At 44.2% G+C, this 15,528-nt stretch carries 12 protein-coding genes and 1 pseudogene; 6 read left to right on the top strand and 7 right to left on the bottom strand.

The window, feature by feature from the left end; genetic code table 11:
* Nucleotides 1-46: 46 nt before the first annotated feature.
* From EL162_RS06775 to prmB, 7 genes and pseudogenes are all read right to left on the bottom strand, one after another.
* Nucleotides 47-799 (bottom strand): hypothetical protein, encoded by a 753-nt coding sequence (locus EL162_RS06775; protein WP_126330994.1) that lies wholly within the window; start codon nt 797-799, stop codon nt 47-49.
* 57 nt (nt 800-856) lie between these two features.
* The gene (gene ispG / locus EL162_RS06770; protein ID WP_076555246.1) at nt 857-1,972 is read right to left on the bottom strand and encodes a flavodoxin-dependent (E)-4-hydroxy-3-methylbut-2-enyl-diphosphate synthase; all 1,116 of its coding nucleotides are present in this window, start codon (nt 1,970-1,972) and stop codon (nt 857-859) included.
* A gap of 70 nt (nt 1,973-2,042) precedes the next feature.
* Nucleotides 2,043-2,600, bottom strand: a complete 558-nt coding sequence (locus tag EL162_RS06765; RefSeq protein WP_126330992.1) for a pilus assembly protein — start codon at nt 2,598-2,600, stop codon at nt 2,043-2,045.
* An 88-nt stretch (nt 2,601-2,688) separates the two neighbouring features.
* Complete coding sequence (gene rlmN / locus EL162_RS06760; protein WP_126331701.1) at nt 2,689-3,897, bottom strand: dual-specificity RNA methyltransferase RlmN; 1,209 nt, start codon at nt 3,895-3,897, stop codon at nt 2,689-2,691.
* A 297-nt stretch (nt 3,898-4,194) separates the two neighbouring features.
* Nucleotides 4,195-4,884 (bottom strand): annotated as a pseudogene (locus tag EL162_RS06755) (IS3 family transposase); the annotation flags it as partial.
* Between the two features lie 38 nt (nt 4,885-4,922).
* Nucleotides 4,923-5,462 (bottom strand): helix-turn-helix domain-containing protein, encoded by a 540-nt coding sequence (locus tag EL162_RS06750; RefSeq protein ID WP_126330937.1) that lies wholly within the window; start codon nt 5,460-5,462, stop codon nt 4,923-4,925.
* 96 nt (nt 5,463-5,558) lie between these two features.
* Nucleotides 5,559-6,611 carry a 50S ribosomal protein L3 N(5)-glutamine methyltransferase gene (gene prmB / locus EL162_RS06745; protein ID WP_076555277.1) on the bottom strand — a complete coding sequence of 351 codons (1,053 nt, stop codon included), beginning with the start codon at nt 6,609-6,611 and terminating at the stop codon, nt 5,559-5,561.
* Nucleotides 6,612-7,102: 491 nt separating this feature from the next.
* Between prmB and EL162_RS06740 the strand changes: the two genes are divergently transcribed.
* The 6 genes from EL162_RS06740 (at nt 7,103) to EL162_RS06715 (ending at nt 15,514) form a co-directional block, all read left to right on the top strand.
* Complete coding sequence (locus tag EL162_RS06740) at nt 7,103-8,248, top strand: cupin domain-containing protein (protein ID WP_126330989.1); 1,146 nt, start codon at nt 7,103-7,105, stop codon at nt 8,246-8,248.
* Nucleotides 8,249-8,474: 226 nt separating this feature from the next.
* A complete protein-coding gene (gene dnaE / locus EL162_RS06735; RefSeq protein WP_076555244.1) occupies nt 8,475-12,212 on the top strand; it encodes a DNA polymerase III subunit alpha in 3,738 nt (1,245 codons plus the stop codon).
* A complete protein-coding gene (locus tag EL162_RS06730; RefSeq protein ID WP_126330986.1) occupies nt 12,212-13,069 on the top strand; it encodes an RNA methyltransferase in 858 nt (285 codons plus the stop codon). The genes dnaE and EL162_RS06730 overlap by 1 nt, the downstream gene beginning before the upstream one ends.
* A gap of 84 nt (nt 13,070-13,153) precedes the next feature.
* Complete coding sequence (cysE, locus tag EL162_RS06725) at nt 13,154-13,957, top strand: serine O-acetyltransferase (RefSeq protein ID WP_076555242.1); 804 nt, start codon at nt 13,154-13,156, stop codon at nt 13,955-13,957.
* Nucleotides 13,957-14,526, top strand: a complete 570-nt coding sequence (locus EL162_RS06720) for a DNA-3-methyladenine glycosylase I (RefSeq protein ID WP_126330984.1) — start codon at nt 13,957-13,959, stop codon at nt 14,524-14,526. Before cysE ends, EL162_RS06720 begins: the two co-directional genes overlap by 1 nt.
* 364 nt (nt 14,527-14,890) lie before the next feature.
* Entirely contained in the window at nt 14,891-15,514 is a 624-nt protein-coding gene (locus EL162_RS06715) for an aminodeoxychorismate/anthranilate synthase component II (RefSeq protein WP_126330982.1), read from the top strand.
* Nucleotides 15,515-15,528 lie beyond the last annotated feature (14 nt).

The raw sequence follows: 15,528 nt of genomic DNA, 5'->3' as shown, positions 1-15,528 counted from the left end.
CTCAATTTTTTTTGTTAATATATCTAAAATTTACCAAAGCCTATGCTTAGGCAGGTGGATAGGTGTATTCACAGCGAATGCTGTTCTTTTTGTTATCAAAAGTCAAATTAATACTACGCCAATTTCCACCATCGATTGTAACATTCTCTGGCATATATACCAGCCCCATGCCATTGGCTTCATAATAAACGCTCAGCGTATCTGTGTCGCCATCGCCTGTGGTTACAATCTCAGAGAACCGATCTTTTTGTGCATAATCAATATCTTCTGCACCCAGATATTCAACATCATCCTCAAGCTCGTCATGATAATCCAAATCAGAAAATCCATTGCCATCTTGAGAATAATAATACTCCATCCATGCTTGCTTTTCGTTAGCATAAACGGTTTGTGCATTATCTCCTCGATCTTTGACGGCATAAAATTCAGAGCGTAATTTTAAAAAGTCATTATTTGCAAAAAATATTTCAACACGATCAAGCATTCCATTGCCACCATTGTCCAGCTCAAATCTTGTAATCGGCAAACCAAAAGCGGTTGCATTTTTTAGATGATGCACCTGTTTGCCAAATCGCACGGTTGATTTGATGACCGATGGCGAGAGCATACTCCCAAGTATGCGTTTGTCCTTGTAATACGGGACATTTGCTGCAGTCCACCAGTCAATATCACTGTCATGGATCGCTTCTTGGTTGCACATATTTTTTAAACTTTCTAGGGCGGGTGTCCAATCGATAGTTTCAGCCAATGCCGCTGTGCCAAATAGCAAGCCTGTAGTCAAAATAGCAGCTTTTAACATTATCAAATCTCCTTATTGGTGTAAATTTTGGCAACTGTCAAAACTTACACGCATAAACTAACCAACTCGGATAATCTCATTGGCACGGGCTTCTTGGATATTTTTGACACGCTCACGCACCATCATTTCAATCTCATCAACCAACTGCTTGGTATCAATCAGATGGCTTTTGTTGCCATTTTTGTACACAAGGCTGTTGGGATTGGCTCCCACCACGCCAATATCTGCTTCTTTTGCCTCGCCCGGTCCATTCACTTTGCAGCCAATCACTGACAAATCCAAAGGTTCTCGGATATCCTCAAGTCTCGCCTCCAGCTCATTCATCACCTTAATCACATCAAATTCTTGGCGACTGCAACTTGGACAGGCGATAAAATTCACCCCATTTGAGCGAATGCCCAGCGATTTTAAAATATCAAAACCAATCTTAATCTCTTCTTCGGGCTCGGCGGCCAAAGAAATACGCATGGTATCGCCAATGCCATCAAGCAACAAGCCCCCTAGGGCAATTGCGGATTTTACCGTGCCTGTGCGATACACACCAGCCTCGGTAACGCCTAAGTGTAGCGGATTATCAATTTGTGCAGAGATTAAGCGATAAGCATCTAAAGTTAAGAAAACATTTGATGCCTTGACCGAAATTTTATAATTTTGAAAATTTAGCTTTTCTAAAATATCAATATGACGCAAAGCAGATTCTAGCATTGCCTCACCTGTTGGTTCGCCATATTTTTTTTGCAAATCTTTTTCAAGCGAACCTGCATTCACGCCGATACGAATGGGTACATTGTGATGGCGTGCAGCTGCAACAACTTCCCGAACTTTGGCATCATTGCCGATATTTCCCGGATTGATACGCAGACAATCCGCCCCAGCATCTGCCACCGCCAGAGCAATTTTATAATCAAAATGAATATCAGCAATCAAGGGTACCGAAACTTGTTTTTTTATCTCGGCAAAGGCAGCCACGCTGTCCATCGTTGGTGTCGAAACACGCATCAAATCCGCCCCAGCAGCGACACACCGCTGAATCTGTGCAACGGTCGCCTGTACATCGCAGGTATCCGTATTGGTCATGCTCTGTACACTGATGGGTGCATCACCACCGATGGCAACGGTGCCAACATGGATTTTTTTGGTCAGGCGGCGTTTGATGGGCGTATGGATTGACATAAAAATAACCAACTGTAATTAAATTTTTAATAAATTAAACAAAACTTGCCAAGATTATTGCACAAAATAATCAATCAAGCAGACCAACATTGCTCACGGATTGATACGCTGCCAATAATGCAGGATTTTGACTGCCTGCTTGCACCGCACGGTATAAAGCGGTTTTGGCTCGGCTAAGCTGCTCAGCTGTGGCAAGCGTTTGCAATTTTTTGTATTCAATAAATGCCATGTTTTCAATCGCCATCAGCCGTGCTGCATAACCAATTTCTTTGCTTGGTTTGGCAAATTGCTGCAACGCCTCGTCATATTCACCAAGCTGCACCAAATACAAGCCGTAATCCATGTAATTTTGCATATCCGTTTCATCAAGAAGAATCGCCTTTTTATACAATGTGCGTGCTTGCTGCTTATATGCATCATCTTGTGTGGCTTGATAAATATTTGCCAAGACACGATAGGCAGCGGCATGGTTTTTATTCAGCTCAAACACTCTGTCCAGCTGATTTTTGGCAGCATCAATCTCACCTGCTACAAGCAGCTGCTCGGCAATCTCGGTATAAATCACTGCAAGCGATTGATTGTTGTGATTTGTGCCACTGGGTGTGCTTTGGCAGGCGGATAGGCTCATAAGAATCACCAAAACCATGACAATCTTTTGCACCCACCACCTCGCTTAGCATGAATTTATTCTGTTTGGCATTCTAGCAATCTTTTGATTATTTGGCAATATCAGCACCATCTAGCAGCATCGCTTGCTGGCGTTTTTCGATACTTTCTTGCCATTTTTTGGCACGACGCGTACGATCTGCCACCTGCCCGACCAATTGCCCACAAGCAGCATCAATATCATCACCGCGAGTCTGGCGAATGGTACAAACAAACCCTGCTTGGTTTAAGATATTGCTAAAAGCATGAATGCGATTATTGCTTGAACGCTGATAAGGAGCGTGAGCAAATGGATTAAATGGAATCAGATTGATTTTGCTTGGCAAGTCCTTGAGCAATGCCGCCAATTGGTGTGCGTGTTCATCGCTGTCATTCACGCCAGCCAGCATAACATATTCAATGGTTACATGCTTTTTGTGGCGTGGATTTTCATCATAAATATAGGCTTTGGCAGCCTTGATAAGCTCATTTAGGGGATATTTTTTATTAATCGGCACCAATTCGTCTCGCAGCGTATCATTGGGTGCGTGCAGACTGATTGCCAATGCCACATCAATATCTTTTGCCAAGTCGTACATTTTTGGCACAATGCCCGAAGTTGATAGCGTTACACGGCGTTTGGATAACCCAAATGCATGGTCATCAAGCATCAATGACATTGCTGCCACCACTGGTTCATAGTTTAACAATGGCTCGCCCATACCCATCATCACCACATTGGTAACCAAATTCTGCCGCTTGGTCGCTGGCACATCGTCCATATAAGACTGATTGGCAACCCACAATTGACCAATAATCTCGCTCGGTGTTAAATCACGCTCAAATCCTTGTTTACCAGTACTACAAAATGAGCAATCTAAGGCACAGCCCACTTGCGATGATATGCACAAAGTCTTGCGTCCAAATTGCTTATTATCTTCGGCAGGAATCAACACGGTTTCGACCAACGAACCCCCTGCCACTTCAAATACCCATTTTCGCGTACCATCTTGGCTAAATTCCTTATAACGCACCACAGGTGGCAGCACGCACGCCAATTCATGCAAGCGTTGTTGAAGTTTTTTTGAAATATTTGACATCTCAAAAAAATCCGTTACGCCAAACTGATAAATCCACTTCATCACCTGCGTGGCACGAAACGGTTTTTCGCCAATACTGACAAAAAAAGCCGCAAGCTCATCTTTTGACATACCCAAAAGATTGATTTTGTCAGTAATTTCGGCAGATTTGGCAATGTCCATAACAGGGATTTTGTTCACTTGCATACTCTTGGCTAAATTTGGCTAATGGAAATTTTATAAAAACAAACAATTATACTAAAATCTCGCCCCAAAGTCATGATGCAAATGAAAATTTACCGCCCTGCCATTGGTCTGCCTGCCAATTCGTTCGTTAATACTTGATAATTTATGATGGCTGGCGTTTATTTGCTTAAGACAATAAAACTTTTGCAATTCATCATCACCGATAACGATTTAAGGTCAATAAAAAACCGCATGAACAACTGAACCGACCCCCAAATCTTAGACACAAGATTAAAGGTTAGGTTGATAAAGCTAAGTGGTTTGACCAAGGACTAAGCTTCTGTATCTGACAGGACTTAGTCCTTTTAGTTTGGTCTTTATTCTATTATAATTGTAATAATGAATGTACTCATCAATCGTTGTTTTAAGCTCATTGATGGATGTGAAAGTGGTTTGTTCATAAAAGATTTCCTGTTTGAGTGTCCCAAAGAAACTTTCAATGACTGCATTATCAAGACAATTACCCTTTCTTGACATACTTTGGATTAAGCCTTGTTCCTTTAAAGTTTGTTGATAATGATACTGTTGGTAGTGTATGCCTCTGTCTGAATGAATGATGGGTGTTTCATTAGGTCTTAGTTTAGATAAAGCATTACTTAACATCTCATTAACCAAGTCATAAGTAGGTCGTTCATTGAGAGCATAACTGACAATCTCGCCATTAAACAAGTCTATGATGGGCGATAGATACAGTTTTTTCTCTGTGATTATGCCATTTTGTGCCTCATCTTGCACCTTAAACTCTGTTACATCAGTTGACCATTTTTGATTGTTAAGCTGATGGTTGAGTTCTAAGGTAATTCTACGATACCCATATCTGCCTTTGTGCTTATGGTAGATGTGGTTAATGCGTTCTTTTAGGAATTGGTCTTTGTCAGGCTTTGTACTTTGACGAATGTGGTAATAAAACACACTTCTTGGCAGGTTTGAGATTACCAACAAATCTTTTAGAGGGTGTTTATGCCTTAATTCTTGAACAATCAGGACTTGTTCTTTGATTGTTCCTTTTGACGAATTAAGGCATCGAGCTTTTTTAGGTAGTCGTTTTCTGCTTCTAAGTATGCTAGGCGTTTTAGAAGTTTGGCATAGTCATCATCTTGTGGCTTGGTTTTGCTTGTTGATTTGTTTTTGGTTGTTTTGTCTTTATTGGTATTGTGTTTGTTTGGCATTGCTTTTCTGCCTTTGGGTTTGGGAGTAAGTCCCATTATACCAAAGCTTTGATAGGACTTTAACCAGTTTGACAGTAAAGCAGGTTGTGGTAGATTAAGCTCTATGGCAAGCTGTGTCAAAGATTTGCCAAGAAGAACTTGTTGTACAGCGTTAAGTTTAAAGGTGGTGTCATAGATGGCTTTGGTTCTTCGTCTTTTAATACCATCAATACCGTGTGTTTGGTAGAGTTTGACCCAAAGCTCTACTGTTTTGTGGTCTAAACCAAAATGTTTTGCTGTGCGTTTGTAGCTGTGATTGTTTTGATAATAGGCCATCACAGACAGCTTGAAATCAAGTGTGTATTTTGCCATAGAAAGCACCCCAAGAGTTAGTAGTGGAATGTCTAACTTTTGGGGTGCGGTTCACAACATACGGTTTTTGCAAAATGCTTTTGGCTGTTTAACTGCTTAATGGTGCTGCCCTTGGACGCGTGCCACTTGCCGAGCAAAATCTTCACGATACTCAAGCAATTCTTCACGGGTAATGGCAAATACGCCGCTGCCACCCTTTTGAAAATCCAGCCAGTCAAACTGTATCTCAGGATAAGCCTGACGCAATGCCCATTCACTGTCGCCAACTTCGCAGACCAGCAAGCCATCACGGGTTAAATAATCAGCAGCATGGTATAGGATTTGATGCACCAAATCCAAGCCATCTTGACCTGCCGCCAGTGCGTGCTCAGGCTCATGCAAAAATTCAGGAGGCAAGTCCGCCATCACCGCTGCATCAACATACGGTGGATTGCTGACAATCAACTCATACTGATTCTCGGCAGGCAATTTGGCGAATAAATCCGACTCAAGCAGATTGACCTGATGGGCAAGCTCATGATGCTCAACATTAATCCACGCTACTTCCAGTGCGTCTTTGTCAATATCGGTTGCATCAATGTTGGCATCGGGGAAGGCTTTGGCAAGGGCGATGGCGATACAGCCCGACCCTGTGCATAAATCCAAAATCCGCTCAGGGGCTGCCAATTGCGACTCGCTCAAGCCATGGCTAAAAAACTTATTTTTGCGGACATCATCAACATCAAAATACGGATAAAATTGCTGGTTAATCAGTTCAGCAATTGGCGAACGCGGAATCAGCACCCGCTCATCAACATAGAACGGCAAGCCACAAAAATATGCCAAATTAATCAAATAAGACAAAGGCTTGCGTTGAATGATACGCTCTGACAGCAAAGTCAGCACTTCTTGTTTTTCGCTGGGGGTGAGCTTGCAATCCAAAATCTGCTCATCTGCCGACCATTGCAGCGACAAAGAATGTAGCACAATCGCTGCCGCTTCAGCAAACTCGTCATTTGTCCCTTGTGCCACCACCACATCGTATTGACGCAGTTTGGTAACAACAAAGCGGATAAAATCACGAATTGTTACCAATGCCTGCTCGGCTTCGGCAAGCTCGGCATAAAGTGCAGCAATGTCCGCTTGTGTCAAATCGTCATTTTCACTCATGGCATAGTCAAACTCAAATTCTGACTCATCACCTTGCTCACCAAGTCTGGCTTCGGTGATTTCTTGAGCGGATACATTGGGTATGTGCGTTGTCATAAATTACCTAAATTGATAGTTGGCAAATGCTTAAATGGTAGATTTGGCAATTATTAATTATAAATTCTATCAAGAAAGTTTATAAAAATAAAATAATAGCCAGCACACCATGATTTATTTTTTATTATAATAAAATTGTTAATAATTTGCCACTGTTTTGCAAGCAGAACATAGTTTGAACGGACAAAATCCCCAAGCCTAGACATACTTATTGCTTGCCTGACACAACTTGGCACAAACAACACCGCTTTTATGCCCGTGCCAAAGAGCTTAAATAATCAACCAGCAAATGCACAAGCAAATTGACAAATCAGGGTAAATTTTTTAAGATGGTTGGTTAAAAGTGCTTTTTGCTAGCCAGTTATCATCATATCACCAGCTTATTTGGAGCCATCATGAATCAGCCCATTCGTTATTGCCTGCCCGATGGCATGACCGCCGAGACCTTTTTGCGTGAATATTGGCAAAAAAAACCTTTGCTTATTAAAGGCGGTCTGCCTGAACTTGTTGGCATGTTTGAACCAACAGATGTGCTGGATTTGGCAATCGAAGATGGCGTATCAGCACGGCTAATCAGCCAAGACGATGCCGATTGCCATCAATGGTCGCTCAAGCCATCGCCGCTTAGCGAAGCGGATATTGATAGCACGCCTGCACTGTGGACGATTTTGGTACAAAATTTGGAGCAATGGTCGCCAGAGCTTGGGCAATTGTGGTCGCATTTTGATTTTATTCCCAAATGGCAACAAGACGACATCATGGTCTCGGTTGCACCTGCGGGTGGCTCGGTTGGGGCTCATTATGATGAGTATGATGTGTTTTTGGCTCAAGGCTATGGCTCTCGCCGCTGGCAGCTGGGTAAGATGTGCGATGCCAACACAGCATTTGTCGCCAATCAGCCAATCCGCTTGCTTGATGACATGGGTCAGATTATTTTTGACGAAGTGCTGGAGGCAGGCGATGTCCTATATGTGCCGCCAATGCTAAGCCATCATGGGGTTGCCACTTCAGATTGTCTAACTTTTTCGTTTGGCTTTCGCCGTCCCAATTTGGTACAAATCCTTGATACTCTTGCCGATGTTGGCACAAGCCACGAGCAATTGTTTCGCGTACTCACCCTACCACAAAAATTGCAACAAGACGCACTTTTGCTAAGTAATGACAGCATACAAGCCATCAAGCACGAACTGATGACCATGCTAAACAGCGAACACGGCGACAAACTGCTCACCCAAGCGATTGCCGAACTGGTCAGCAAACGACAGTATGAGCTATTAGCCTTTGAAGATGAGCTAAATAATCAAACACTCAAATCTCGCCTGCAATCTGGCGAATGCTTGCTGATTAACTCTGCCTGTCGTTTTGTGCGTACTGATGATTGTTGGTACATCAATGGCGAGGCGATGGATTTTTCACCTGCCGACCAAGAGTTGCTTGCAGTACTGTTGGCAGGCGAGGCAATTACCGAAAGCGAAATCACCGATGGCAACTTGACCACCTTGTGTCAATGGCTTAATGACAACTGGCTGATTTTGGTATAATCATGCACAGCATTTGAGCCAAAATGGGGGATTGTCATGGTAAATTTAAGCATATTACTGCGTAGGACTTTTAAGATTTTGTTCATAGTTATGATTACAGGATTGATGCTTGCTTGGTTATTTTTGTACCAACAAAACAAACTGCATGGCAAAAAATTTAATCCCATTCCTGTAACGATAAATCCATTATAAGTTAATAGACTGTTGATTAAATATAAATAAAACTATGTCATTTGTTCATCTAGGTATCCGCAGCGAATACGCCATTGTTGATTCTATCGTCCGTATCAACCAGCTTGTCAAGGCTGCCGCTGCTGACAATCAGCACTCCTTGGCACTGGCGGATTATAATAATATGTTCGCCGCTGTCAAATTCTACAAAGCCTGTGTTGCAGCGGGCATCAAGCCAATCTTGGGTGCAGAGGTTGTCGTTGGCAATCATCAAGACAAAGCAGACGCTGATGCCAAGCACAGTGTGATTTTGTACGCCATGGATAATAATGGCTACCAAAACCTGCTTCGGCTAATTTCTGATGCGTATACCAGTCGCCCAATCGGTGAAAATGGCACAGTGGTTTTTGAGACACCCATCATCACCAAAGAAGCCCTTGCCAAGCGATGCGAAGGCTTGATTGCCATCTTAACCCACCGCTCAGAAATCGCTTCCTCTTTACTTGGCAATAATCCTGACAATGCCTTACCAATTTTGCAAACATGGCAAGAATGGTTTGGCGACCGACTATATATTGGCATTCGCCGCATCAAAACTTCCGATGATCGCTTCAACGAAAATGCCATCATACAAGCCTCAAAACTTGGCATCGCCATCGTTGCCCATAATGATGTGCGTTTTATTAACCCAACGGTGGTTGATATCAATGACAAAAATAACGCCACAAGCAGTGATTTTGATGCACATGAAGCACGCGTATGTATCGCCAGCGGCTATACTTTGGGCGACAAAAACCGCCCCAGAGAATACAGTGAGCAGCAGTATTTTAAAAGCCAAGACGACATGGCGGAGCTGTTTGTTGATTTGCCACAAGTTATCGAAAACACCGCCCTGTTGGCAAGTCGCTGCAATGTAACCTTGACGCTGGGCATTAATGTATTGCCTGATTTTCCGATTCCAGAAGGCGAAAGCATTGCCAGCTTTTTTAGAAAAGTCTCTGTAGATGGTCTAAACGCACGCCTTGACAAACTTTATCCACCCAATAAGCGTGGCGAGGATTGGGCAGAAATTCGCAAAGGCTATGATGACAGACTTGATTATGAGTTGGACATCATCTTAAAAATGGGTTTTCCAGGCTATTTTTTAATCGTAATGGACTTTATCCGCTGGGCAAAAGCCAATGGCGTGCCTGTTGGGCCAGGTCGCGGCTCAGGGGCGGGCTCGCTGGTTGCTTATGCCTTAAACATTACCGACCTTGATCCTTTGCGTTATGATTTGCTTTTTGAGCGGTTTTTGAATCCAGAGCGTGTTTCGATGCCTGATTTTGATATTGATTTTTGTATCGAAGGCCGTGATCGGGTGATTGATTATGTTGCACAAACCTACGGTCGCCAAGCCGTGAGCCAAATCATCACCTTTGGTACCATGGCAGCTCGTGCTGTGGTGCGTGATGTTACGCGTGTGCAAGGCAAGCCCTTTGGTCTTGGTGATCGCATCTCAAAACTTATCCCAAAAACCCCCGGCATCAGCCTAGATGCTGCTTTGGAACAAGAACCACAGCTTAAAGAGTTATTAACCAATCCTGAAGTTCCAGATCATGATTTGGCAATAGAAATCTGGGAGATGGCAAAAAAACTTGAAGGCATCACACGCAATGTCGGCAAACATGCAGGTGGTGTGCTCATCGCCCCAAACCGCATCAGCGATTTTAGTGCGGTGTATTGCGATAGCGAAGGACACCCTGTCAGTCAGTTTGATAAGGACGATGTCGAGGCTGTCGGCTTGGTGAAATTTGACTTTTTGGGTCTTCGCAATCTCACTGTTATTCAGGCGGCGATTGACAACATTAACCACACTCGCAAACTACAAAACCAAGAGCCAATTGATTTGGACGAATTGCCACTTGATGACGAAGCGGTTTATCAAGCGGTGCTGCAAGAAGCCAAAACCACTGCCGTATTTCAGCTAGAAAGCACAGGCATGAAAAAATACCTCGCCCAACTAAAGCCATCAAACATCGAAGATGTCATTGCGATGTGTGCCCTGTACCGACCCGGCCCGCTGGAATCTGGCATGGTATCGGACTTTATTGAACGCAAGCACGGCATTCAAGAAGTCGCCTACCCTCACCCACAATTTCAGCATGAGCTGCTAAAAGCACCACTTGAGCCAACCTATGGGGTGATTGTTTATCAAGAGCAAGTCATGCAAATCGCCCAAATGCTGGCGGGCTATACGCTCGGTGGTGCCGATATGTTGCGGCGAGCCATGGGCAAAAAAAAGCCAGAGGAGATGGCAAAACAACGCAGCACTTTTGTTGAAGGTGCGGTGGCACAAAACATTGACGGCACTTTGGCGGCACAAATTTTTGATTTGGTAGAAAAATTTGCAGGCTATGGATTTAACAAATCGCACTCGGCAGCCTACGGTGTACTTGCTTATCAGACCGCTTATCTCAAGCACTACTACCCTGCGGAATTTATGGCAGCGGTATTAACCTCCGAGATGGACGACACCGATCAGGTGGTATTTTTGTTAAGTGATTGTAAAGATAATTTTAATCTAAATGTTATCCCACCCAGCGTCAATCACAGTCAGTGGAAATTTGTCGTTCGTGATGCCAAAACCATCGTCTATGGGCTTGGTGCTGTAAAAGGCGTTGGCGAAGAAGCGGTCAATAGCATTGTCGCTGCACGCAAAGACGGGCCGTTTAAGGACTTGTACGATTTTTGTAATCGTGTGGACATAAAAAAAGTCGGCAAACGCTCATTGGAAGCCTTGATTAAAGCAGGTTGCTTTGATATTTTGGCAGAAACGCTCAAGCCGCATTATCTTGGTGAGAGTTTTGATCACAGCTATCAGATACGCCGCGGACTGTGGCGACAACTGCCTGATGCGATGGCAACTGCCGATCAGAACCGCCAAAATCAGCTTGCTGGCACGATGGATTTATTTGCTGAAGTGGACGATGGTCTGTCGGTTGCTCCCGTGCTAGAAGATGTCTATTGGCATACCCAAGACCGCCTACGATATGAACAACAAACCATCGGTCTGTATCTGACAGGACATCCGCTGGACGAATACCGCAGCGAGCTTGGTCTGTACACTTCTGTAAACAGCGTGCTTGATCTAAAAGATACAGGTCATCATGGTTCGGTGCGTATTGCAGGGCTGATTTTTGATGTGGCGTTTTTTGGCAATCGTATTGTTGTCAAAATTGACGATGGCAAAGGTCGTATAGAGCTTAGTTGCTATGGCGATACTTTTAATAAATTTAAAGAAATTATCACCGCAGGCAAAAAAGTCAGAGGCTTTGATGAAGAATATCAGCCAGCATTTAATAGTAAAGGCGAGCCAGAGAGTATGACGGTCGCCAATGTCGTCATCGCCAAAATCAGCGTGCGTGAAAGCGATGACGGCAGACTGTTTTATCGCTTGTTGCACATTGAGCCGATTGAGCAGGCACGCTTAAGACGCTTAAAAGAAATTCATATCAAGCTGGCTGCCAATGATACTGATAAATTAAATAAAGTATTAAGTTTATTAAAAGAAAATAGCCCACCGCCTGAGCTACTCACCGCCCACGATTTTGCCGCTTTGGCACATGACGAAGATGGCGAGGCAACATCGGTACCGCCATCAGATTTATGCGTGCCGATTGCCCTATATCTGTATGATGAGTGCAGTATCAGCCGTGTTCAGGTGAATGAACGCTTTCGCCTCTACCCTAGCGATGACAATATTAGCAAGCTCAAATCCTATATTGACACGAACAATTTGGTATTTCGCTAATGACACAAACTGACCGACTTGCTGCCTGTTTGGCACAAATCCACACCATCATGATTGGCACAACCCTGCCTGCCAATATCGGCTCGGCGGCTCGTGCCTTACACACCATGGGACTGGACAACCTAACAATCATCAATCCACGCCTGCCCATTGACCAAAGCAGCATAGCAAACGCTGCTGGTGCAACCTGTGTTTTGGATAATGCCGTCATCGCCGATGATTTGACATCCATCATCAATGATTGCTCGCTCGTTTTTGCCGCCAGTGCCAGAAGCAGACAGCTGCCTCGCCCTGTTGTTACTCCGAGCATGGCGGCTGATATCGCCATCACAAGACTGCTTACGGCCGAGAGTTTAGCAACAACGCAAGCACACAGCCTGCCAAAAATCGCCATTTTGTTCGGCCGTGAAGATCGCGGTCTGACTAACGAAGAGCTGGCACTGGCTCATTATCATATCCAAATCCCAGCCAACCCTGCCTACCCTGTGCTTAATGTTGCCAGTGCCATACAGGTCATTGCTGCTTGTTTTTATGAGAGATTTTCGGCACAGTTTGCTCATTCGCCCATCAGCAGCACCAAACAAACACAAGGGGTCGCCCAAACGCAGTATCCACTTGAGTTAGTGGTTCGTAGCGACTGGGACGCACCTGCCATCACCCATCAACAAGCTGACGAGCTGACCACCGCACTGATTGCCTTGATGGAGCAATTAGACCTTGTTCGTGATGACAAACTTACCCAACTGACAAATCGCTTATTGCGACTCAATCAGCGATTGCAACTGGATCAAAAAGAATACGCACTCATGCGTGCCTTGATTGCCAAGATTAGCACAGCCATAAAAACAGCAACTTGACAAATTGCATATTGATATGCCAACACAAAATTTGCCAAACCGCACCATGGACGGTATCATGTAGAGATTTAAGGTAACTCATTTATGCTAAAAAAACTACGCCAATTAACACAAGCCATCAATGATGACCTAGAAGCGGTGCTAACTCGCGATCCTGCCGCTCGCACCAAATCAGAGGTTTTACTGACCTATCCCGGCATTCATGCTCGTATCATGCACCGTGCTGCCCACGCCCTTTGGAATGCTGAATATAAATTTTTGGCACGCAGCCTGTCGCACCTTAGCCGCTGCACCACGGGCATTGAGATTCACCCTGCCGCCAAAATCGGCAAACGATTATTTATTGATCATGGCATGGGCGTGGTGATTGGCGAAACTGCCGAAATCGGTGATGATGTAACGCTTTATCACGGCGTAACTTTGGGCGGTGTCTCTTGGGAAAAAGGTGCCAAACGCCACCCTACGCTTGGCAATAATGTTGTCGTTGGTGCTGGTGCAAAAATACTCGGCGGCTTTACAGTTGGTGATGATGCCAAGATTGGCTCAAATGCCGTTGTGGTCAAACCCGTGCCTGCTGGTGCTACAATGGTTGGCAATGCCGCTCGCATGATTGTCAAAGAATCCGCACCAGCACCCTCTGCCCACCCAGCTCAATCACAAGCATTATTTGCCGCCTATGGGCTAAAGCCAGATGCCAAAGACCCTGTTGCCTCCAGCATCGCCGCCTTGCTTGCTCATATCCAGACCCAAGACAAGCAAATCTGTCAGCTAAGCGAGGCAATCAAACGCCTTGACCCCACTTTTCATGCCGAGAGCCTAAAATCACTCTGCAAAGATGATCTTGATGTACTGGGCGATCAGGACAGTCAAATTGAGTTTTATATCTGATGAATACACCGATAAACCGCTGCACTTGGTGCCTGTCTGACCCCTTGTACATTCGCTATCATGACGAAGAATGGGGCAAGCCCATCTATGATGACGAAACACTCTTTGCCCTGTTGTGTCTAGAGGCCATGCAAGCAGGACTAAGCTGGATTACCATCCTAAAACGCCGTGAGCAGTATTATCAAGCCTTTGATGGGTTTAACCCTGCCAAAATCGCCCAATATGACGATCAAAAAATCAACGAATTGCTACAAAATGACGGCATCATTCGCCATCGTGGAAAAATTCGTGCCATCATCAACAATGCCAAAGCCTATCTTGCCATCAAGGCAAACGGCAGTTTTAGCGACTATCTGTGGGGCATAACCACTATTGACGGCAAGCCCGTCATCAACCACCCTGCAACGCTTGCCGAAATTCCTGCACAAACCGAAATTTCCGCCAAGCTTGCCAAGCAGCTCAAAAAAGACGGCTTTACATTTGTTGGTGCAACCACCTGCTATGCCTTTATGCAAGCGGTTGGCATGGTCAATGATCATTTGATAGATTGTCAATTTGCCAATAAATAATCAACGCAATCAGTAGTGATTAATTTGTAAGAAATTTAATTTAATACTTTATATTAAGTTAATAGAAAGTTTTGTAATTGACCAATCCATTGATTGTTGGCAAATGATTAAAAGCATAAATCTGTAAAAATTACTAAATTTTTCTTAAATTTTATTGTTAATTTGGTAAATACTATCAGTATTAATGCACAAATGATTGTTTAATGCCCAAACCATTTGCCATTGCCAAACTGGTAACATTCGGTATTTTACCACCGCCAAAAAAGTGGTAAAATAACCACATGGTTGCCATAAATCGCCCAAAGCCTTGTCGCAAGCTAAAATATGGATAAAATACTTAATTCGTTTAACAGGTTGTATTAAAATGATTTTAATGATTGATAACTACTGTAGTTTTACTTACAATATTGTGCAATATTTTGGCGAATTAAAACAAGACATCACCGTATGGCGTAATGACGAAACGACACTGGCGGACATTATTGCACTGGCACCGCAGGCAATCATCATTGGGCCGGGCCCTTGTAGCCCCAGTGAGGCAGGGGTCAGTCTTGAGATTTTGCAACAATTGGCTGGCAAAATTCCCATTTTGGGCATTTGTCTTGGTCATCAGGCAATCGGTCAAGCCTTTGGCGGTCAAGTGGTGCGTGCAGGCGAGGTAATGCATGGTCGCCTGTCAAACATTCATCATCAGGCACAAGGGGTGTTTGCCAATCTGCCCAATGGCTTTGCAGCCACACGCTATCACTCACTGGTTATTGACAAAAACACACTGCCAGACTGCCTAGAAATCACCGCTTGGACCAACAATGCTGACGGCAGTATGCAGGAAATTATGGGAGTTCGCCACAAAGAATTGGCGGTTGAAGGGGTGCAATTTCACCCAGAATCCATTCTTAGCGAACACGGCTATCAGCTGTTGAATAATTTTTTAAAGCAGCACAACCTTGCCGTATTGGGCGACGACCAACTGCCACAAGTTGCCTAATTTCACACCACAAC

This window comes from Moraxella cuniculi (assembly GCF_900637105.1).
Taxonomy (GTDB): Bacteria; Pseudomonadota; Gammaproteobacteria; order Pseudomonadales; family Moraxellaceae; genus Moraxella; species Moraxella cuniculi.
This window is presented reverse-complemented; position numbering and strand designations above follow the sequence as displayed.